Consider the following 19,708-nt stretch of genomic DNA (forward strand, 5'->3'; position numbering starts at 1 on the left):
GCGCGGAATCGCTCTCGCTCATGCCCGTTCCACCACCGCTCGCCCGAACAGTCCCTGCGGTCGCAGCAGCAGCACCACAACGATGATCACCAGGGGTACTCCCACCTTGAGATCGGACCCGATGACCTGGATGTAGGCCCCGGCGAGCGTCTCCGCCACCCCCACGATCAGCCCGCCCACGACCGCCCCGAGCGGGCTGTCGAACCCGCCGAGCGTCGCCGCCGCGAAGGCGTAGATGAGGACGCCGCCCATCATGTTGGGCTCCAGGAACAGCACCGGCGCCACCAGCACCCCGGACACCGCCCCGACGGTGGCCGCGAGCCCCCAGCCGAGCGCGAGCATCCACCCCACCCGGATCCCGACCAGCCGCGCCGAGGACGGGTTGGTCGCCACGGCCCGCATCCCCAGCCCGATCTTGGTGTAGCGGAACAGCGCGTACAGGAGTCCCATGACCACCGCCACCACGCCGAGCACGCCCAGCGTGGAGACGCTGACGTGGATGCCGCCGGCCTCCAGCACACCACCGGGGAACGGGTTCGGGAAGTCCTTGATGAGGAACGTCCAGATCCACCCGGCGGCGGCGTTGACGAAGATGAACAGCCCCACGGTGACGATCACCAGCGTGAGCTCGGGCGCGCCCTCCACCGGCCGGATGATCACTCGTTCGATGAGCATCCCGCCCGCGAACGACACCGCCAGCGTCAGCACCAGCGCCAGCCAGAACGGCAACCCGGCCGCCACGCACTGCCAGGCGATGTAGGTCGAGAACATGGCCAGCTCGCCCTGGGCGAAGTTCACGATCCCGGTGAACTGGTAGATCAGCACCAGGGCCAGCGCCAGGCTGGCGTAGATCGCGCCCGCGCCGAGCCCCTCGACGACCTGCTGCAGGAATCCGGCCATGGGGCTACACCCGGTACCCGAGGTAGGACTGGGCGACCTGCTCGTCGGCCCTGATCTGCTCGGCCGTGCCCGACAGGACGATCCGCCCGGTCTCCAGCACGTGCGCCTGCTGGGCGATGCCGAGGGCGAGATGTGCGTTCTGTTCGACGACGACCACTGTGGTCTGCTCCTCTGCGTTGATGGCCTGGACGATGCGGAACAACTCCCGGGTGACCAGCGGCGCCAGGCCGAGTGACGGCTCGTCGAGCAGCAGCAGCCGGGGGCGCGACATGAGGGCCCGGCCGATCGCCAGCATCTGTTGCTCGCCGCCGCTGAGGCTGCCCGCGGCCTGTTTCATCCGCTCCTTCAGCGCCGGGAAGTAGCCGTGGATGCGCTCGATGTCGGCGCTCACGCCGGCGCGGCCGCGCCGGACGTACGCGCCCAGCCGCAGGTTCTCCTCGACGGTCAGCGGCATGAACGTGCCCCGGCCCTCGGGGACGTGCGCGATCCCCTGCCTGGCCAGGGCGTCGGGCGAGCGGCCCGCCAGGTCCGTCCCGCCCAGCCTGACCCGGCCGCGCGCCTTGATCATGCCCGACAGCGCGCGCAGCAGGGTCGTCTTGCCCGCGCCGTTGGGGCCGAGGATCGCGCAGATCTCCCCCTCGCCCACGGTCAGGCCGATGCCGTGCAGCACCCGGGCGTCGCCGTATCCGGCCGTCAGATCTTCGACCACCAAGGTGCTCATGCGCCCTCCTTCGTCGGCCGCATGGGCGAGTCACCGTCGCCCACGGCCGTCCCCAGGTAGGCCTCGATGACGCCGGGGTCGCGTTGCACCTCGCCCGGTGGCCCCTCGGCGATCTTGCGGCCGAAGTCCAGGCAGACGATCCGCTCGCAGATCCCCATGACGAACCCCATGTGGTGCTCGACCACGATCACGGTGAGGTCGTACTCGGAGCGGATCGCGCCCAGCGTGCCCGCGAACTCCTCCACCTCGGCCGCGTTCAGCCCGTTCACCGGCTCGTCGAGGAGCAGCAGCCGGGGCCGTCCCAGGAGGGCGCGGGCGAGCTCGACCCGCTTGAGCGTGCCGAACGGCAGCCCGGTCGCGGGGTGATCGGACACCCCGGTCAGGCCCAGCCGTTCCAGCACGGCGTCGGCGTCGGCGCGCAGCGCCCGCTCCTCCCGGCGCACTCCCGGCAGCCGCAGGCCGGCGGTGAGGAACCCGGCGCGGCCCCGGTGGTGCGCGCCGACCAGGACGTTGTCGCGGACGGACATGCGCGGGAACAGGCCCAGGTTCTGGAAGGTACGCGCGATGCCCAGTGAGGCGATGGTGTGCGGGGCCACGGACGTCAGGTCCTCGCCCTCGTACGAGATCGTCCCGGAGTCGGCCCGGTAGCGCCTGGTCAGGCAGTTGAACAGGGTGGTCTTGCCGGCGCCGTTCGGCCCGATGAGTCCCACCATCTCGCCGCGCCCCACGTCGAAGCCCACGCCGTCCAGCGCCGTGATGCCCCCGAAGCGAACGGTAAGATCGTGTACCTCCAGCATCCGGCCTCCTGGAGAACAATGTTCTGAAGTTGGGCTCAGCGTAGGATCCGCTCGTCACGGGCCGCATTGGGCACGGTGACCCAAGATGTCTCAGGCGAGTTGTCCTCTGAGCACAGCGCTGGTCTCGGACCGGTTACGACCCGTTGACCGCCCGGCAACGGGCATGGATCATCCCGGCATGGTCAGTGTTCTCAGCACGGAGATGGTCCGCGCTGAACGCGCCCGCATCCTGTCCGAGCTTCTCGGCGATCTGCAGTCGCTGGCCGACGCCGCCGTCGCGGCGATGCGCGAGGAGATCCCGGGCTACGCGGCGCAGGGGCCGGACTTCCACGCCGACGTACGGGATCAGGTGGTCAAGCACTACGGTGCCAAGCTGGCCGTGCTGCTGGAGGAGCGCACGGTGACGTTCGAGGACATCTCGTTCACCCGGCGGGCCGCGATGCGCCGGGCCCGGGCGGGAGTGGCGCTGGCCGACTACATCAACGCGTTCCGGGTCGGGCAGCAGGTGTTCTGGGAGTCGGTGGTCGCGCGGGCCGGCGAGAGGCCCGCCGGGCGTGAGGCGGCGCTGACGCTGGCGGCCCCGCTGATGCGTTACTGCGACTTCGCCAGCACGCACGCGGCGAACGCGTACATGGAGTTCCAGCAGTACGCGGCCGCCGAGGCGGTGCGCGAGAGCCGTGACCTGCTGGAGACGCTGCTGGCCGGCGGGGTGCCGACGCGCGGCACGGAGCTGGCCGCGGCGCAGGCGCACGGCCTGGCGCCGGACGCCCGCACGCCCCTGCTGGTGGTGATCGCGGTGCTGCTCGGCCCGCCCACGGCCGTGGCCGCCGGACCCGACCGGGGCGCCGACGCCCGGCACGCGGCCTGCGCGGCCATCGCCAGGACCGGCGGGAACGGCACGCGCACGCTGTCCGTCGTACGCCAGTCGGAGATCGTCGCGATCCCCGTGCTGGGCCCGCACGCCGGCCCCGAGGAGTTGTGCGACCGGCTGCAGGCGGTGCTGGAGAGCCTGGCGAGCGAGGGCATCCGGCTGGCCATGGGCATCAGCACGGTGTCGGCCGGCCCGGCGCAGATCCCGCAGGCCTACCAGGAGGCCAGAGCGGTGCTGGACTTCGTGCCCGAGGAGGGCGGCGTGGCGGCGCTGCCCAGGATCACGCCGTTCGAGTATCTGGCGCTGAAGGCCGACGACACCGCCCGCCACCTGGTGGACCCGCGCATCACGTCGCTGCTGGCCGAGGACCGGGCGCGCGGCGGCGTGCTCACCGCCACGATCAGGGCGTTCGCCGCCGCCGACCTGAACCTGCGGGCCGCGGCCGAGCGGCTCCAGATCCACCCGAACACGGCCCAATACCGGCTGCGCCGGATCCAGGAGCGTACCGGGCGCAGTCTGCGCTCGATCAACGACCTCGTCGATCTGCTCGTGGCCATCGCGCTGCAGGACGCCCAGCCGGCTCTCGCCGTGCCCGCGCCGAACACCGGCGGGCCGACCAATACCGGGCGAGAAAGACTGGCCACCGCGACCAATGAGAGACGTGGGAGCGCGGACATACGGTCTTTCCATGAACCTCGCTGACCGGCTCCACATCTCCGCCGAGCGGCTCGGTGGCAGGGCGGTTCTCACGCTGGACGAGGCGGAGCTCACCTACGGCACGCTGGAGGAGCTGAGCGCCCGGCTCGCGGGGCTGCTGCTGGCTCGCGGGATCGGGGCGGGCGACCGGGTCGCGATCATGTTGCCGAACGTGCCCGAGTTCGGCGTCGTCTACTACGGGGTGCTGCGGGTCGGGGCCGTGGTGGTGCCGCTCGACCCGCTGCTGAAGCGCCGCGAGATCGCCGCGTACCTGGGGGACTGCGGGGCGCGGCTGCTGGTGGCCTGGCACGCGTTCGCCGAGGCGGCCGAGGCGGGCTCGGCGGGCACGAGGGCCGACTGCTTCTTCGTGGTGCCGGAGGAGTTCCGGCGGCTGCTGCGCGGGGTGGCGGCCGCGCACGAGATCGTCTCCATGGCTCCGGACGACACCGCCGTCATCCACTACACCTCCGGCACGACGGGCCGGCCCAAGGGCATCGAGTTGACCCACGCCAACCTGGGCGGCAACGCCGCCGCCGTGGCCCGCATGCACGCGCTCGGCGTGGACGACGTGGTGCTCGGGGCGCTGCCGCTCTATCACACGTTCGGCCAGACGTGCTCGCTCAACGCGACCGTGCAGGCGGGCGCGCGGCTGACGCTGCTGCGGCGGTTCGAGCCGGGGCGGGCGCTGGAGGTGATCAGGCGCGACGGGGTGACGGTCTTCCAGGGCGTGCCCACCATGTTCATCGCGCTGCTCGACCATCCGGGCGCCTCGGACATGTCGATGTTACGGGTCTGCGCGTCCGGCGGGGCCGCGCTGCCGCTGGACGTGCTGCGCGCGTACGAGGCCCGCTTCGGCTGCGAGATCATCGAGGGGTACGGCCTCAGCGAAACCTCCCCCGTGGCCGCCACCAACCGGGGCGGCGACCACCGCAAACCGGGCTCGATCGGCTGGCCGATCAGGGACGTCGAGATGAAGATCCTCGACGAGGAGGGCGCGGAGGCCCGCCGCGGCGAGATCGGCGAGATCGTCGTACGCGGCCCCAACGTGATGAAGGGCTACTGGAACGACCCGGTGGCCACCGCCGAGGCCCTGCGCGACGGCTGGTTCCACACCGGCGACCTCGGCCGGGTCGACGAGGACGGCTACTTCTTCCTGGTGGACCGCCGCCGCGACGTGATCATCCGCGGTGGCTACACGGTCTACCCGCGCGAGGTGGAGGAGGTCCTGTACGAGCACCCGGCCGTGCGCCAGGCAGCCGTCTTCGGCGTGCCGCACCCCGAGCTCGGCGAGGAGATCGAGGCCGTGGTCGCCCTGCGCGCCCCGGTGAGCTGCCAGGACCTGCGCGACTTCGTCCGTGAGCGGGTGGCCGCCTACAAGTACCCCCGCCACCTGTCGTTCGTGGACGAACTGCCGATGAGCCCCACGGGCAAGATCCTCAAGCGGGCGCTCGCCCGGGAGCCACGAGCCGCGAGCCGCGCCGATCAGAACGCGTGAGTGCGGTTTCCGCGCGCCGGAGAGGCGCCGGAGACGCGCCGGAGAGGCGGCCGAGACACGCCTGAGCGCACAGGTGACGCGCCGACGACGCAGCGGTTACGCAGTTACGCGGTTACGCGCCGAATAGACCACATTATCGGCATTGCCTATCCCAAACCTCCAAACGCGACAAATGGTGAATCAAGCCTTCCGCCGAAGATATGCTGACATAATTCAGTCGGCAAGCATGTGCTACCGGCATAAAACCTTGACTCGGCGAATGGGCGATCTATAGTTCTGGGCAGCCGGCCCTCCGACAGGAGAAGTCCATGCGCGTGCTCATCACCGGCTCCGCAGGCTATGTCGGAGCTGTGCTGACCAGAATGCTAAAAAAGTCCGGCCACGAAGTGACTGGTGTGGACACCCACTTCTTCCGGGACGCCTGTATATTCGATCGAAATAACGGGACAAATCAGAAATCTAGTGACATCCGGCAGTTGCAGGTTACTGATTTACACGAGGTCGACGGCGTAGTCGATCTCGCAGCCCTTTCCAATGACACCCTGGGCAATGTCTGCGCCGCTCTCACGTTCGAGGTCAACCACCTGACGGCCGTACGCACCGCCCGGCTGGCACGGGAGGCGGGCGTCTCCCGCTTCATCTTCTCCTCCAGTTGCAGCATCTACGGGCTCAGCAGCCGTGAGCCGCTGACGGAGGCCGACCCGGTGCGCCCGATGACCCCGTACGCGGTCGCCAAGCACCTGGCCGAGTGCGACATCGCGCGGCTGGCCACCGACGACTTCACCCCCACCTTCCTGCGCAACGCCACCGCCTTCGGCCCCTCGCCCAACATGCGGCTCGACCTGGTGGTCAACTTCCTGACCGCACTCGCCTGCGTCCGCAAGGAGGTGCGGCTGCGCGACGACGGCCTGGCCTGGCGTCCCTTCGTGCACGTGGCGGATCTCTGCGCGGCCATCATGGCCACCCTGGAGGCTCCCCGCGAGGTCGTGCACAACGAGATCTTCAATGTCGGCCGCTCCGACCACTGCCATCAGATCAGCGAGATCGCCGAGCTGGTCACCGCCGTGGTGCCGGATTCGACGCTCGGCGCCACCGTGGAACGCCTGCACGACAACCGCTCCTATCGGATCGACTCCACCAAGATTTTCCGGGCCATTCCGGGCCTCCGGCTGGACCGGACCGTAAGGCACGGCATCGAGGAACTGGTGGAGTTCTACCGGTCGATCGACCTCGACGAAGAGGACCTGGCGAGCGGCAGGTTCGATCGGCTCGCCAGCATTCTCCGGCACCAGCGCACAAAACGGCTGGATGACCGACTGTATTGGACCGGTGCGGCCTGACCGGGCCGATCGCGCAGAAAATGACTTCAGATGCCGTACGCGAACCCGAGCAGATTCAAGCTCCCCATCGTCAGCCCCTATCGCCTCACGGACGACCGGCAGGCGGAGTTCCTCGCCGCCATGGAGGCGATCATGCACTCCGGCACCTACCGCACCGCGGGCGGCTGGTCCCGCCGGGTGGCCGGCTGTGTCGCGGCCGAGCTGCGGCTGCCCGGCTCGTGGACCGTCGTGCCCACCCGCTCGGGAACGGACGCGCTGGTCATGGCACTCGCGATGGCGGGCGTGCGCCCGAACGACCACGTGGCGGCGCCGGACCTGGCCTATCACGCTGTGGGCGCCGCCATCTCGCAGATCGGCGCCGTGCCCCGGTGGATCGACGTCGATCCGGGCTCGTTCAACATGGACGTCGGCGACCTCGCCGCCGCCTGCGACGCGGCGCCGGTGGCCGCAGTGGTCGCCGTGGACAACTACGGCACTCCCTGCGACAGGTCCGGCATCGCCCGCGTGTGCGCGTCCAGGCGGATCCCGTTCGTGCTCGACGCGTGCGAGAGCCTGGGCACCCCGCCGAACACGGAGAACTCCGTGTGCCAGGCCGACTTCGTGGCCCTGAGCTTCAGCTTCACCAAGCCGATCCACGCGGCGGGAGCGGGCGGAGCCCTGTGCGCGCCGCGGCACGTCGTCGAGGAGCGCGGCGGGCATCCCGGGCTCCTCATGCACCCCAGGCGGCTGCCCGAGCTGAACGCCGCCTATCTGGCCCTGGCCTGGCCCGACCTGTCCAAGGTGGTCGGCAAGCTGCGACTGGTCTACGACGCCTACCGCGAGCGCCTGGCCGGGACCCCGCTCAGCGGCCAGGCCGACGGCGGCGAATCCAACAGGATCCACGCGCCGTTCCTGCTGCCGCCGGACGCCGGCCGTTCCGAGCGGGACGCGCTCATCTCCCGGCTGGCCGCGAGCGGGTTCGAGGCGAGGGCCTATTTCGAGTCGCAGAGCAGGCTCTGGGGAACGGCCTCGCCGCTGGTGTCCGCCCGGCTCGCAGGGCGCGTGATCTGCCTGCCGACGGGACCCGGATTCCCCCTCGAGTGCGTCGAAAGCGTGACGTCGGAGCTGAAGCGGGCCCTGGGGGCACGACGGACATGATCGGGCCGCGTTACTGTACGACCATTTTCGCCACCCCTGGCGAGATCCCGCAGGCCCCGCAGGTCTCGGAGCTGTTCGTCAGTGGCGTGAGCCTGATCACCTACACGGCGCTGCGCCTGAAGCCCAACGTGCTCACCTCCGCCCTCGACACGGGCAAGATCGACCAGAACCACGGCGAGAACTCCTATCTGGCCAAGCTCATCGACCACCACGGGCTGCACTACTCCGAGCTGCTCCCGGCCGGCCGGCTGCCCACCGAGATCGCCCTCGCCGCCCACGCGCAGGCCGACGACCTGCACCAGTCGATCATCTGGATGGACGACGAATACGCCCTGCTCGTCATCCCGTGGGTGTTCGCCACGGCCAACCGTACCGACGCCCTGGGCAGCCTGCGGCTCAGCCACGCGCTCCACCTGGACGAGCTCATGCAACTGGTGAGCGTGATCACCAGCAGGAGCGTCTGCGAGAAGGTCGCCAAGCAGGCGGTGACCGCGCTGTACGACCAGGCGATCCTGAGCGACGGCGACGTCATCGAGGCGCGACCGATGTACGCGTTGCCCGCCATCCAGATCTGGGACCTCAACGGGTCCGCGAGGAAGGAGGCCCCCTACGACGGCGTGAACGAGTCCCGGCGCTTCTGCTGGGAGATCTCCACGCTGATGTCCTACGCCACCGACCACGTCAGCAAGGACGGACTGTGGCGCAGGCGCAGCCCGGACCAGGTGTTCAACGACGTGGCCATGGGATACACGGTGCTCGGCGACCACATGGTCTTCGTCAACCCGAACTGCTGCCTGGAGATCTCGCACCTGCCCGTCGACCTGCGGTCGCGATCCGAGTTCAGAATGCGCTACTACGGTTTCGACTCCTCCTCCATTTTCGTGTGGGCGATCGCGAACCTTCGGCAGGCGGTGTCGGAGGGCCTGGAACGGCACTACCGGGCCACGATGGAAACTCTGGTAACAGAGCCCACCATCGCCGCGAAGCGCAACATCAGCATCGCCAAGTCCCAGCTCCGCCATTCCGCCATGCTGACCGAAATCCATAATTTCCGGGACTTCCTGCACGAGGCCCGAAACCGGGCATTTGACGAGGAGCTCTGTCTTTTGCGCAAGTCGGATGAGGCCGCGGCCCGCACGGCCAAGGAGATGGACCGCGTGATCCAGCTCGCCTCCGAGCTCAGCCGGGCACGCGACCAGGTGGTCACGTCGAATTCGAACACGCTGCTGGCGGCCCTGGCCGCCGGTCTGGCCATCGGTGGAATCCCTGAGCTGGTCGAACAAGTGGACGTCTGGGCCCGCCATAAGGATTGGCTGAAGTTGTGCGTCGCGTTGCTCTTGGCAATAATCATCATCGCTGCGATCCTCAGAATATGGAAAGGGCGTAGATGACTATCTGAGCGCCCTTCATCATTTAGGCGGCCATAAAATGACTGTCACGGACAATGCCATCAACGCGATCCCCCGATTCAGCCGCTCATGGACCGAGCGGATCAGGGCCTTCGACAAGTCGGTGACGGAGGTCCGCGCGGTCTCGTCCGCCGACAGCGCCCAGCAGGCCCCGTCCGGCCCCGCATCCGACCCCGCATCCGACCCCGCATCCGACCCCGTGGCCGTCCTGGTGGCCGCGATGGCCGCCGCCGCGCGGGCGGGCCGGCTGGCGGCCGATCCCGGCGGCGACCCGGTCCAGGCGGACGGCGCCCCGCGTCACCAGAGCCAGGGGGCGGTTGCGGCGCGCAAGCGCCGCATCGACGGGCAGGCCACCGCCGCCGCCGAGTCGATTTTGCGCGGCTTCGCCGAGCGCCTGGTCATCGTGGCCGGTGAGGGGCCCGGCGAGCAGATGCCGGGGGCCTTCGTCGGGCAGGAGCTCGGCGGCGACGCGAGCTCCCCGCGCACCTGGAGCGGCGTCTTCGACTACATCGACGGCACCACGCTGACCGCCCTCGGGCTGCCCGGAGCCCTGTCGCTCGGCGGCCTCGGCGAGGGCTTGCGCTCCGTGCCCGACCTGCAGGCCTACGCGGTGCTCGCGCCCGTGTCCATCGCCGACCGGCTGGACATCAGCACCCCGCCGGAAGAGCACGCACTCGACCTGATCGACGCGATCGGCTCCGAGTGCGGCCTGCGCCGGCTCGGCGACCTCCGGGTCGTCACCCACAGCCACGACACCGGGCCCTTCCACCAGACGCTGATCCGCCGGTTGCGGGAAGGCGGGGTCGGCGACGTGGTCGTGCCCGACCCCGTCATCATCGAGCCGCCCTATGTGCTGGCCCGGGCCGGGCTGGTCGAGCCCAGGGTGGACACGATGATCGGGGTGTTCGGCTTTCCGGAGCTGATGTTCGCCTGCCTGATCCTGGAGCTGATCGCGCCGCAGTTCACGTTCGTCTTCAGGCCCGCCTCGCTGAGCGGGCTGCGCAGCGAGTCCAGCACACTCGCGCCGCTGTTCGACTTCGAGGACGAGGAGGTCGGGCAGCTGGCCGACGTCGGGCTCCGGCCGCACGAGCAGTTCGTCGGCTCGCACCTGGTTCCGGCCGGCACGGGGCGGGCGGCCGCGATGTTCTCGGTGACCGGCAGCCCGCTGCTCCACCTGGATCCGCCCGAGTGCCACGACGACTCTGTGTCCGTGGCCGGCCTGCTGCTGGAAAGGGGCAGGATGACCCGGCTGCGGATCACCAGCGAGGTGTAGAGGGGCCGACCGGCGGACCGGGGATCAGTAGACCTTGGCCAGGATCCCGCCGTCGACCACGATGTCCGTGCCGGTGATGTAGGAGGCGTCGTCGGAGGCGAGGAAGGCCACCGCGTTGCCGACGTCGCGCGGGCTGGCGAAGCGGCGCATCGGATATTGGGCGGTTATCGAGCGGCGGGCCGCCTCCGGGTCGGGCTGGAAGTCGAAATAGTCCTTCAGCCCCGGCGTCTCCACGTCGCCGGGGCAGACGGTGTTGAACCTGATGTTCTCCGGCCCGTACGCCACCGCGAGCGAGCGGCACATCGACCGCAGTCCCCCCTTGGTGGCCCCGTACGCGGGCAGGTCGGGATCGCCCACCAGGCCGAGCACGGAGGCAGTGATCACCACCGAACCGCCGCCGGCCGCGCGCATGACCGGCAGCACCTCCTTGATCCCCAGGTAGACGCCCTTGAGGTTGAGGTCGTGCAGGTGGTCCCAGGTCTCGTCGGAGAAGTCCTCCACCCGGCCGAGCAGCGTGACCCCGGCGTTGGCGTGCAGGACGTCGATGCGCCCGTATTCAGCGCAGGCGCGGCGCACCCACTCCCGGTTGCCCTCCCGGGTGGACACGTCGGCCGACACGCCCACGGCCTCGCCCGCGTTACCGCGGATCATCTTGACGGTCTCGTCGAGCGTCGTGGGGTTGATGTCCACGCACACGACGGCCGCGCCCGCCTCGGCCAGCCGCAGCGCGCTGCCTTCGCCGATGCCCTGGCCCGCGCCCGTCACCACGGCGATCTTTCCGCTGAGGTCCATGCCCGCTCCCACCTGAGAGATGCTTCTCCGTGCACCACGGTTATAGCCGCCGAGCTCGTCAACGGGGCTCCCCCCGAGCGCCAAACTCTCCCCCTGATAACGCGAGTACAACCTGCCGGGTGGAGAAGTTTGCCCTGACGGGCTTCAGCGAGGCTCGTTGACGCAGCGCAGCACCGGGTAGGCGGTGAGCGCCGCCGGGTCCAGGTCCCGCTCGGTCGTGACGTGGAAGGTGCGGCTCTCCCCGGGCAGCAGCGTGACGAGCTGCTCGTCCACGCTCGCCGCCGGGTCCAGCCGGTCAGGGAAGAGGGCCAGCTCGCGCAGGATCGTGGTGGCGGTGACGGTGACCGCCAGCCCGCCCTCCTCCGGCTCGACGGCCGCCGCGTACGCCGCGGGCGGGTAGGCCAGCTCCGGGTCCTCGGCCAGGGCGAACAGCGCGCGCTGTCCGTCCAGCTCGGCGGTGAGCAGGGCGGCGTCCGGTTGCCGGGCCTGGTCAGGGTCGATACGGAGCGTGGCGCGGGCCGGGACGGTGACGGGCTCGTCGTTCGCCGCCAGGACCCGCCCCGACAGGTCGCGCAGGGACAGGCCGAGGGTGCCCGCCCACTCCTCGTCCGTGTCGTTGACCAGCACGACGGCCCCGTCCTGCCGGGTGATGAGCCGGTCGGCGAAGGCGCGGCGCAGGGCGTACCAGAGGGGTTTCCTGCGGCCCGCGCCGTCCACGGCGGACCAGGACGTCACCGGCCAGCAGTCGTTGAGCTGCCAGACGATCGTCCCCATGCAGTACGGCATGAGCGAGCGGAACCGCTCCACCCCGAACGCCATCGCACGGGCCTGGTTGAGCTGCGTGTAGTAGTGCCAGTCGTCGAACGTCTCCGGCCGCGGCAGGTGCGCGCCGAGGCCGCGCAGCAGCTTGGCCTCGCCGTCGTCCGCTTTCTGGTGCGAGGTGTCCGGGGTCGGCGGCTCGTCGGAGGAGGCCGCGCGCAGGGTGGCATAGGCGGGCGGCCCCTGGAAGCCGAACTCGGCCACGAACCGCGGCTTGTGGTCGGCGTAGCGGGTGTAGTCCTCGCGGTTCCACACGTCCCAGAGGTGCACGGTGCCGGTCGAGGGGTCGCGCACGTCGCGGTCGGGGGCTCCCGAGTAGGGGGTGCCCGGCCAGTACGGGCGCGTCGGGTCCAGCTCGGCCACGACGCCCGGCAGCAGGTCGTAGTAGAACGCGGCGCCCCAGCTCCGCCCGCCGAGCGGAGCCCGCCAGTCCCAGTGCTGGTGGCCCTCGATGTTCTCGTTGTTGCCGCACCACAACGCCAGGCTCGGGTGGCCGGCCAGCCGCGCCACGTTGTCGCGCGCCTCGGCCTCGACCTCCGTCCTGAACGGCTCCTCCTCGGGGTAGGCCGAGCAGGCGAACGGGAAGTCCTGCCAGATCAGCAGGCCCAGGCGGTCGGCCAGGGTGTAGAAGTCCTCCGACTCGTACAGGCCGCCGCCCCAGACCCGCAGCGCGTTGGCGCCGCCGGCGGTGGCCTGGCCGAAGCGCTCCGCCAGGCGTTCGGGGGTGATCATGGCGGGGAAGCAGTGGTCGGGGATCCAGTTGTAGCCGCGTACGAAGACGGGGCGGCCGTTGACGATCAGGCGGAAGGCGTCCGGGTCGAGCTCGATCGTGCGGAAGCCGATCTCCCGCTGCCACCGGTCGCCGCCCGCGTGGACGGTGAGCGCGTAGAGGCGCTGCCCGCCGTACCCGCGCGGCCACCACCGCTCGGCGTCCGGCACGTCCAGGCGCACCACGGCCGTGCTCTCCCCCTGCTCCAGCTTGGTCTCGGCACGCACGCCGGCCACGTCGGCGGTGACCGTCACGGGCGCGTCCCCGGTCCGCTCGACCCGCACGTGCACGTCCACGCCGTCGCCGCGCACCAGCGGGCGCACCTCCGCCAGGCGCGCGCCCGACCAGGAGTGCAGGCCGATGTCCCGCCAGATGCCGCTGGTCACCAGCGTCGGTCCCCAGTCCCAGCCGAAGTTGCAGGCCATCTTCCTGATGAACGGGTACGGCTCGTCGTACGGCCCGGGGCGCTCCCCGTGCAGCTCGCGCTGCTCCTCGGCGTAGGCGTAGGGGGCGCGGAAGGCCACCCGGAGCGTGTTGGCCCCGGCGCGCAGCAGGCCGCGCACCTCGAACCGGTACGTGCGATGCATGTTGGCGGTGCGGCCCACCTCCTGCCCGTTCACGCTGGCCACGGCGATCGTGTCCAGGCCCGCGCACACCAGGTCGGCCCGCTCGTGCCCGTCGTCCTGCCAGTCGAACGTGGTCTCGTAGACCCAGTCCGTACGCCCGATCCAGCCCAGCCGCGTCTCGTTGTCGTCCTGGTAGGGGTCGTCGATGAGGCCGGCGGCCAGCAGGTCGGTGTGCACGCTGCCCGGCACGCGCGCCGGAATCGCGGCTGGCCCCGCGGGGGCGTCACCGGCTGCGCGGAGGGTCCAGCCGTCGTGCAGCGGACGGTACACGTCGTCTCCCGGTGGTCACTAAACCGAGTAAGCGAGCCGAACTTTACGTCCGTACCCCTAGGTCGTCAACGGTTGGTTAACCGTGAAAGCAAGATCCATGAGAGGCGGATACCAGCTCCGGGTATCGCCCCTGCCCGGGGCGAGCTGTGGGACCCGGACTACCATGGCCATGTACGAGGGCTTGACGGCCCTATACGGGGGCTTGACGTGGAGGGCTGATGGGGGGCGGCAGACGACGATGAGCGACCTCGCCCGTCGTGCCGGCGCCTTCCGCGTGGCCGTCTCCCACGCGCTCGACGGCCGGTCCGGCCGGTTCGTCCGTGGCCTCCACGCGGAGCCGGCGCTCGTGACCAGGGGCGGCACCACCCCTCCCGGACGTTGATCTCACCCATCGATACGATTGGTCTTAACCGGTAAGACATGATCTATAGTCTCGCGTCATGACGCCCTGGGAGATGGTCGCGGTCCTCGCGGCCGGCATCGCGGGCGGCGGCATCAACACCGTCGTCGGATCCGGATCGCTGATCACGTTCCCGACATTGCTCGCCATCGGGCTGCCGCCGATCACGGCCAACGTGTCCAACAACATCGGCCTGGTGCCCGGCGGGCTGGCCGGGGTCCTGGGCTACCGGACCGAGCTGGCCGGGCAGCGGGCCCGGCTGCTCCGGCTGGCCCCCGCCTCCCTGGCGGGCTCGATCATCGGCGGGCTGCTGCTGCTCAACCTGCCGGAGCAGACGTTCACGGCGGTCGTCACCGTGCTGATCGCGTTGTCGTGCGCCATGGTGGTGATCCAGCCCAGGCTCAGCAGGATGCTGGCCAGCCGCCCCCGGCACGCGCACGGCGGCCCCTGGCTGCTGCTGGGCGCGCTCTTGGCCGGCGCGTACGGCGGCTATTTCGGCGCGGGCCAGGGCATCCTGCTCATCGGCCTGATGGGCCTGCTGCTGGACGAGGAGCTGCAGCGACTGAACGCGGCCAAGAACGTGCTCGTCGTGCTGGTCAACGGCGCGGCCGCCGTCCTGTACATCTTCATCGCCGACATCGACTGGGTGGCGGTGCTGCTGGTGGCGATGGGCTCGATGATCGGCGGCTTCCTCGGCGCCCGCATCGGCCGCCGGCTTCCCGCCCCGGTCCTGCGTGCCGTGATCGTGTGCATCGGCGTCGTGGCGATCGCCAAGCTCCTCACCGATTAGCCAGGTATGCCCCCAGCACTACCACCGCCTGGTAGAGGTGGCTTTCGGTAGTCTGCCTCGTTTTGGGACGCAAATCTGCGACGAAGGGACCAGGAACGTGCTCGACGACGCCGGCCTCCAGGCGCTCCGGGAGGCGGCGCGCCTGTCCCCGGACAATCTCCCCCTCCGGCGGCACCTCGCCGAGCAGCTCCTCGCCAAGGGCTACCTGGCCGACGCGGAGGCCGAATTCCGGGCCGCGCTCGTGCTCGCGCCCAAGGACCCGCACGTCACGGCCGGGCTGGCCGAGGCGTTCGTCCGGCAGAGCGCGTACGGGGCGGCGCTGTCCGCGCTGGAGCCGTTCCTGGCCGAGACCGGCTACCCGCCGAGGCTGGGCGTGCTCGCGGCCCGGGCGCTGCTCGGCGAGGGTGACACGGGCAAGGCCGGCTACCGCTACCACGAGGCGGTCTCCCGCGATCCGTCGGTGGCCGACCCCGAGCTGGCCGCCCGCCTGGTGGCCCCCGTGGCGGCAGCGCAGCCGGTCACGTCCTCTCCGGCTCCCGGGCCGGTCGCTCAGGAGGCCGACGGGAAGGTGGACCAGGCGGAGGTCACCTTCGCCGACGTGGCCGGGATGGAGGCGGTCAAGGAGACGCTGCGGGTCAAGCTGCTGCTGCCGCTGCAGCAGCCGGAGCTCTTCGCCGCCTTCGGCAAGCGGGCAGGCGGCGGCGTCCTGCTGTACGGGCCGCCGGGAGCGGGCAAGACCCACCTGGCCAGGGCCGCCGCCGGCGAGCTCGGGGCATCGTTCCTGAGCGTCGGGCTGGCCGACATCCTGGACATGTACATCGGCTCCAGCGAGCGCAACCTGCGTGCCACGTTCGACCAGGCCCGCCGCAACCGCCCGTGCGTGCTGTTCTTCGACGAGGTGGACGCGCTCGCCGCCCGCCGCTCCGACATGCGCCAGGCGCACAACCGGCAGATCGTCAACCAGTTCCTGGCCGAGCTCGACGGCGTGGACCAGCACGCCAACGAGGGCGTCCTGGTGCTGGCGGCCACGAACGCGCCCTGGTACGTCGACGCTGCCTTCCGCCGCCCGGGCCGGTTCGACCAGCTCGTGTTCGTGCCGCCGCCGGACGCCGCGGCCCGCGCGGCCATCCTGCGCATCCTCTGCCGCGACAAGCCGCTGGCCGAAATGGACTTCGACGCGGTGGCGAAGGTCACCGACCAGTTCGTCGGCGCGGACCTGAAGGGCCTGGTGGACCGGGCGGTGGAGGTCAAGCTGCAGCAGTCGATCAGCGCGGGCCGCCCCATCCCGATGTCGACGCCCGACCTGCTGGCCGCCGCCAAGGGCGCCCGGCCCACCGCGGTACGCGAGTGGCTGGCCACCGCGCGCAACTACGTGCTGCACGCCAACGAGTCCGGTGCGTGGGACGAGCTGCTCCCCTACATCAAGCGCAAGTGGTGAACCCGAGTGAGGTGATCCTGCGGGCGGGCACGCTGCTGCGGATGGAGCGCCTGGCCGACGCCGAGCGGGAGCTGCGCGGCCTGCTCGCCGTCCAGCCGGAGCACGTCACGGCACATGCGATGCTGGCGCTGGCGCTGGTGTGGCAGGGCCGGCCGGTCAAGGCGGTGTCGGAGTCGCAGGAGGCGATCCGGCTGGCGCCCGACCACCCGTACCCGCACTACGTCGCCGGCGTGGTGTACCACCGCATCGGCCACACCGACCTTGCCATCGGCGCGATCGAGGCCTCCCTGGCACTGAACCCCGCGGACGCCAGGACCTGGAAGCTGCTGGCCAACGTGCGGCTACAACGGGACCGGTATCACGAGGCGGCCGACGCGGCCCGGCGCGGGCTGGCGCTGGATCCGGAGAATTCCGACCTGGTGAGCCTGCTGGCCAAGATCCACATCAGTCTCGGCGAGGGGGAGCCGGCCAGGGCCGCCGCCGCGCACGCCGTGCGGCTCGACCCGGAGAGCGCCACGGCGCACTTGACGCTCGGCCAGGCGGAGCTGGCTTTCGGCGCCCCCCGGCGGGCCGCCGAGTCCTTCCGCGAGACGCTGCGGCTGGATCCCGGCTTCGACCCGGCCCGGGAGCTCCTGGTGACGGCGCTCAAGCTGCGCAACCCCCTCTACCGGGTGCTGACGAAGTCACGGGGCCACCTCGGCGGGTGGGGGATGCTGGGCCTGCTGCCCCTGCTCCCCCCGCTCATCGCCGTCTTCGTGCTCATCGCGCTGCTGCACTGGGCGGCGTGGGTGGCCGAGTCGGTGACCATGCTGCGGCTGACCCTGGGCCGGGCGACCCGGCTGCTGTTCGCGGGGGTCGAGGCCCGTACGGCGCTGGTGTGCTGCCTGCTCGTCGTGGCCGGCGCGGGAGTGCTCGCGCTGGGCATCGGGCTCGGCCGGGACACGGTCGGCACCGCGGGAGTGGCGGTCATGACGCTGGTCACCGCCGTGCAGGAGGCCGCGCACACCGGCTCGGCGCGGGGGCGCGCGATCCTGTACGGGTGGACCGGCCTGCTGGGGGTGACGATCGCCGGGTCGGTGGCGCTCGGCTCCACGTCGGCCGCGCTGCTCAGCGCCTACGCGGGGCTGGGCACGATCTGGGTGGCCGCCGGGGTACGCCGCCTGCTGCGCGGGCGCCAGGCCGCCACCGTTCAGCCCCTGCGCTGACCGAGCACCTCGGGCGGTCGCTCGGCTACCGCCCGATCCACCGCGACGTCGTCCTTTCCGCCGAGCAGATGGTCGTACATCCGGGCCGGGCTCGGGGCCGCCGGATCGACGCCGGGCGGAACGCGTTCTAGCTCGGGTCACGAGGCCTGTCCCCTTCGCCGCGTACCAGTTGGACGCCACACTACTCGCCAGTACGGACGGGCGGAGCAGCCCGTTAAAGCCCGATCAGCAGGCAAAACAGAACGTGTTCTCGCCTAATTCCGACACAGAGTGACTTTCCATGTCGTACCGGAAATAAGGCCGACTGACCGATGCGCTCAGGGCCGCCGCTGTGCATCCTGGTTGTGGACGGGTCCGGTGCGGGGCCTGCACCAGAGCCGAGAGGAGTTACGAGGGCATGGACAACACGGCAGGCCGCCCTACCGTGATCTTGGACAATGGCGTCGTCGGCAGGGTCATGCTGGCGCATCCGTCCCGGCGCGATCTCGTGCTCGTGCTCGGCATGGACGGCACCCTGCTGAGCTGCGAGCTCGACGAGATCGCCTGCGTGGTGGGGGGCAGGCCGCTCTGCCGCGACGGGTGAGGCGGGATCAACGATGACGCCATACCGAACACCGCGTCGTCGTTCAACAGGTCGGCGGCTGCCGTGCTGCCGCCGATCTTCGTCACCCCCCTCGCGATCATCGCGTACTCCGCCCGCGAGCCGAGCCAGGGCCCCGAGAGCCCGCGTTGGCGCTTTGTGAGGCGTCACAGATTTGACCGCCCATCTTTACCGCGCTGTCCAGTTCACAGAATGACGAGCATCGCTCATCGTTTGTCTGCGACTGAACTGCGACCGGTGGAGACGCGATGCGGCGCCGTACTTTCATCAGCCTTGGAGCAGTGGCGTTCTCGGGGGCGGTGTGGCACGAGGCGGCGGCGTCCGTCTCCGTGTCGGCCGGGGCGAGCCCGTACGGGCCGCTCGGCGTGCCCGACGCGAACGGGATGGCGTTACCGGCGGGCTTCACCGGCGCACGTCGGCCAGCCGGTAGGCGCCCGGCGGCTGCTCGAAGAGCCGTACCACCTCCAGCACCTCCTCGGCCAGCTTCGCCGCGGCGGGCACGCCCGCGGGGTCGGCGAACCCCGCCGCCGCCCACACGGACACGCCCGCCGCCTTGCCCATCGCGGCGGCCAGGTCGGCCACCTCGCACCACCCGGGTTCCGCGCCGGGGAGCGGGACGAGCGCGAACCCGCCGCTGGTGTCCAGCGCCGACAGGACCGGCTCCGCCACGTGTCGCTGGAGGGCGGTCCTGATCCGGCGCAGCTTGCGCCGCCCGGCGATGGCCCCGCCCGGCTCGTCCTCGTCGGGATGCCGGTCCACCGCGACGGCCAGCACCAGGTAGCGGGGCGCGAGCCGGACCCCGGCCAGCGCCGCCCGGTCGCCGCCGAGCAGCGCGGAGACGGCGGCGTGCATCGTGTGCTGCTCGTGGCTGAGCATGCTCTCGCGCTCCTCCAGGTAGGCCGTGCACACGGCGGCCGTGGCCGAGCCGACGTAGAGGAGGACGAGCCGGCTGGCGGCCAGGGCGTCGTCGAGGTCGGCGGGCGTGGCACCGGCGATCAGGTGCTCCCAGACCATGCGCGCCCCCAGGTGGTAGGCCGCGAGCAGGGCCTCCAGCGGCACGCCCTCCTGGGCGCGGAGGGCCGCCGACTCCCGCAGCGGCGCCAGCTCACCCCTGGTCGGTGGGCGGCGGTCGCGGAACATGCGCGAGACCAGCCGCAGGTTGTGCTCGGTGATGGCGGTGATCTCACCGTCGAGCTCTTCCTTCGGTAATCGCCGGTAGAGGGGTATCTGCTCGGCGAAATCGCGGACGAGCCGCCTGGCCAGCTTGGCTGTCTGGCGTTCGAGCAACTCGTACACGGGGCACCCGGCCAGGGTGAGGGCGCGGACCACGCTCGAACCCTGTCAAACGGGTCACCGATC

The 19,708-nt window shown here is 70.8% G+C and carries 17 protein-coding genes and 1 pseudogene; 11 read left to right on the forward strand and 7 right to left on the reverse strand.

Annotation, left to right across the window (positions count from 1 at the left end; genetic code table 11):
• Window positions 1-18: 18 nt before the first annotated feature.
• Genes ABGB18_RS36775 through ABGB18_RS36785 form a run of 3 tightly spaced genes read right to left on the reverse strand, consistent with a single transcriptional unit; the run spans window position 19 to window position 2,418 of the window.
• The gene (locus ABGB18_RS36775) at window positions 19-900 is read right to left on the reverse strand and encodes a branched-chain amino acid ABC transporter permease (RefSeq protein ID WP_347700280.1); all 882 of its coding nucleotides are present in this window, start codon (window positions 898-900) and stop codon (window positions 19-21) included.
• Between the two features lie 4 nt (window positions 901-904).
• Window positions 905-1,621 carry an ABC transporter ATP-binding protein gene (locus tag ABGB18_RS36780; RefSeq protein ID WP_347700281.1) on the reverse strand — a complete coding sequence of 239 codons (717 nt, stop codon included), beginning with the start codon at window positions 1,619-1,621 and terminating at the stop codon, window positions 905-907.
• Complete coding sequence (locus ABGB18_RS36785; RefSeq protein WP_347700282.1) at window positions 1,618-2,418, reverse strand: ABC transporter ATP-binding protein; 801 nt, start codon at window positions 2,416-2,418, stop codon at window positions 1,618-1,620. Before ABGB18_RS36785 ends, ABGB18_RS36780 begins: the two co-directional genes overlap by 4 nt.
• 178 nt (window positions 2,419-2,596) lie before the next feature.
• Here ABGB18_RS36785 and ABGB18_RS36790 point away from each other — a divergent pair, with 178 nt between their 5' ends.
• The 6 genes from ABGB18_RS36790 to ABGB18_RS36815 all read left to right on the forward strand — a co-directional run bounded on the left by ABGB18_RS36790 (window position 2,597) and on the right by ABGB18_RS36815 (window position 10,639).
• Window positions 2,597-3,991: a helix-turn-helix domain-containing protein gene (locus ABGB18_RS36790; RefSeq protein ID WP_347700283.1), complete on the forward strand. Its 1,395-nt coding sequence runs from the start codon at window positions 2,597-2,599 to the stop codon at window positions 3,989-3,991.
• Window positions 3,978-5,480: a long-chain fatty acid--CoA ligase gene (locus tag ABGB18_RS36795; protein ID WP_347700284.1), complete on the forward strand. Its 1,503-nt coding sequence runs from the start codon at window positions 3,978-3,980 to the stop codon at window positions 5,478-5,480. Before ABGB18_RS36790 ends, ABGB18_RS36795 begins: the two co-directional genes overlap by 14 nt.
• A gap of 308 nt (window positions 5,481-5,788) precedes the next feature.
• Entirely contained in the window at window positions 5,789-6,820 is a 1,032-nt protein-coding gene (locus ABGB18_RS36800) for an SDR family oxidoreductase (RefSeq protein ID WP_347700285.1), read from the forward strand.
• 30 nt (window positions 6,821-6,850) lie between these two features.
• Entirely contained in the window at window positions 6,851-7,957 is a 1,107-nt protein-coding gene (locus ABGB18_RS36805; RefSeq protein WP_347700286.1) for a DegT/DnrJ/EryC1/StrS family aminotransferase, read from the forward strand.
• Window positions 7,954-9,348, forward strand: coding sequence for a hypothetical protein (locus ABGB18_RS36810; protein WP_347700287.1), 1,395 nt, complete (start codon window positions 7,954-7,956; stop codon window positions 9,346-9,348). Before ABGB18_RS36805 ends, ABGB18_RS36810 begins: the two co-directional genes overlap by 4 nt.
• Before the next feature lie 37 nt (window positions 9,349-9,385).
• Window positions 9,386-10,639 carry a fructose-bisphosphatase class II gene (locus ABGB18_RS36815; protein ID WP_347700288.1) on the forward strand — a complete coding sequence of 418 codons (1,254 nt, stop codon included), beginning with the start codon at window positions 9,386-9,388 and terminating at the stop codon, window positions 10,637-10,639.
• 24 nt (window positions 10,640-10,663) lie between these two features.
• Here the strand turns inward: ABGB18_RS36815 and ABGB18_RS36820 are convergent, their stop codons facing one another.
• Window positions 10,664-11,431, reverse strand: a complete 768-nt coding sequence (locus tag ABGB18_RS36820) for an SDR family oxidoreductase (RefSeq protein WP_347700289.1) — start codon at window positions 11,429-11,431, stop codon at window positions 10,664-10,666.
• A gap of 144 nt (window positions 11,432-11,575) precedes the next feature.
• On the reverse strand, window positions 11,576-13,915 hold the full coding sequence (locus tag ABGB18_RS36825; protein ID WP_347700290.1) for a glycoside hydrolase family 2 protein: 2,340 nt from the start codon (window positions 13,913-13,915) through the stop codon (window positions 11,576-11,578).
• Between the two features lie 238 nt (window positions 13,916-14,153).
• Here ABGB18_RS36825 and ABGB18_RS36830 point away from each other — a divergent pair, with 238 nt between their 5' ends.
• From ABGB18_RS36830 to ABGB18_RS36845, 4 genes are all read left to right on the forward strand, one after another.
• A complete protein-coding gene (locus tag ABGB18_RS36830; RefSeq protein WP_347700291.1) occupies window positions 14,154-14,297 on the forward strand; it encodes a hypothetical protein in 144 nt (47 codons plus the stop codon).
• Window positions 14,298-14,355: 58 nt separating this feature from the next.
• Window positions 14,356-15,105 carry a sulfite exporter TauE/SafE family protein gene (locus ABGB18_RS36835; protein WP_347700292.1) on the forward strand — a complete coding sequence of 250 codons (750 nt, stop codon included), beginning with the start codon at window positions 14,356-14,358 and terminating at the stop codon, window positions 15,103-15,105.
• Window positions 15,106-15,202: 97 nt separating this feature from the next.
• Complete coding sequence (locus ABGB18_RS36840) at window positions 15,203-16,543, forward strand: AAA family ATPase (protein WP_347700293.1); 1,341 nt, start codon at window positions 15,203-15,205, stop codon at window positions 16,541-16,543.
• A complete protein-coding gene (locus tag ABGB18_RS36845; RefSeq protein ID WP_347700294.1) occupies window positions 16,537-17,748 on the forward strand; it encodes a tetratricopeptide repeat protein in 1,212 nt (403 codons plus the stop codon). Before ABGB18_RS36840 ends, ABGB18_RS36845 begins: the two co-directional genes overlap by 7 nt.
• Here ABGB18_RS36845 and ABGB18_RS36850 read toward each other — a convergent pair.
• Window positions 17,733-17,849: pseudogene (locus ABGB18_RS36850) on the reverse strand (SAM-dependent methyltransferase); the annotation flags it as partial. The gene ABGB18_RS36845 and the pseudogene ABGB18_RS36850 sit on opposite strands and share 16 nt — an antisense overlap.
• A 296-nt stretch (window positions 17,850-18,145) precedes the next feature.
• Between ABGB18_RS36850 and ABGB18_RS36855 the strand changes: the two are divergent.
• Window positions 18,146-18,331, forward strand: a complete 186-nt coding sequence (locus ABGB18_RS36855; protein ID WP_347700295.1) for a hypothetical protein — start codon at window positions 18,146-18,148, stop codon at window positions 18,329-18,331.
• A 420-nt stretch (window positions 18,332-18,751) separates the two neighbouring features.
• Here the strand turns inward: ABGB18_RS36855 and ABGB18_RS36860 are convergent, their stop codons facing one another.
• A complete protein-coding gene (locus ABGB18_RS36860; protein ID WP_347700296.1) occupies window positions 18,752-19,678 on the reverse strand; it encodes a hypothetical protein in 927 nt (308 codons plus the stop codon).
• Window positions 19,679-19,708: the final 30 nt, after the last annotated feature.

Origin of the sequence: Nonomuraea sp. B12E4, from assembly GCF_039871825.1 — a bacterium.
Classification (GTDB): domain Bacteria; phylum Actinomycetota; class Actinomycetes; order Streptosporangiales; family Streptosporangiaceae; genus Nonomuraea.

Excerpts from the sequence above, each read along its gene's own strand:
- ABGB18_RS36795 (WP_347700284.1), top strand. The coding sequence starts at position 3,978 with ATGAACCTCGCTGACCGGCTCCACATCTCCGCCGAGCGGCTCGGTGGC.
- ABGB18_RS36800 (WP_347700285.1), top strand. The coding sequence starts at position 5,789 with ATGCGCGTGCTCATCACCGGCTCCGCAGGCTATGTCGGAGCTGTGCTG.
- ABGB18_RS36820 (WP_347700289.1), bottom strand. The coding sequence starts at position 11,431 with ATGGACCTCAGCGGAAAGATCGCCGTGGTGACGGGCGCGGGCCAGGGC.
- ABGB18_RS36815 (WP_347700288.1), top strand. The coding sequence starts at position 9,386 with ATGACTGTCACGGACAATGCCATCAACGCGATCCCCCGATTCAGCCGC.
- ABGB18_RS36835 (WP_347700292.1), top strand. The coding sequence starts at position 14,356 with ATGACGCCCTGGGAGATGGTCGCGGTCCTCGCGGCCGGCATCGCGGGC.
- ABGB18_RS36855 (WP_347700295.1), top strand. The coding sequence starts at position 18,146 with ATGGACAACACGGCAGGCCGCCCTACCGTGATCTTGGACAATGGCGTC.
- ABGB18_RS36785 (WP_347700282.1), bottom strand. The coding sequence starts at position 2,418 with ATGCTGGAGGTACACGATCTTACCGTTCGCTTCGGGGGCATCACGGCG.
- ABGB18_RS36780 (WP_347700281.1), bottom strand. The coding sequence starts at position 1,621 with ATGAGCACCTTGGTGGTCGAAGATCTGACGGCCGGATACGGCGACGCC.
- ABGB18_RS36810 (WP_347700287.1), top strand. The coding sequence starts at position 7,954 with ATGATCGGGCCGCGTTACTGTACGACCATTTTCGCCACCCCTGGCGAG.
- ABGB18_RS36790 (WP_347700283.1), top strand. The coding sequence starts at position 2,597 with ATGGTCAGTGTTCTCAGCACGGAGATGGTCCGCGCTGAACGCGCCCGC.
- ABGB18_RS36830 (WP_347700291.1), top strand. The coding sequence starts at position 14,154 with ATGAGCGACCTCGCCCGTCGTGCCGGCGCCTTCCGCGTGGCCGTCTCC.
- ABGB18_RS36805 (WP_347700286.1), top strand. The coding sequence starts at position 6,851 with ATGCCGTACGCGAACCCGAGCAGATTCAAGCTCCCCATCGTCAGCCCC.
- ABGB18_RS36775 (WP_347700280.1), bottom strand. The coding sequence starts at position 900 with ATGGCCGGATTCCTGCAGCAGGTCGTCGAGGGGCTCGGCGCGGGCGCG.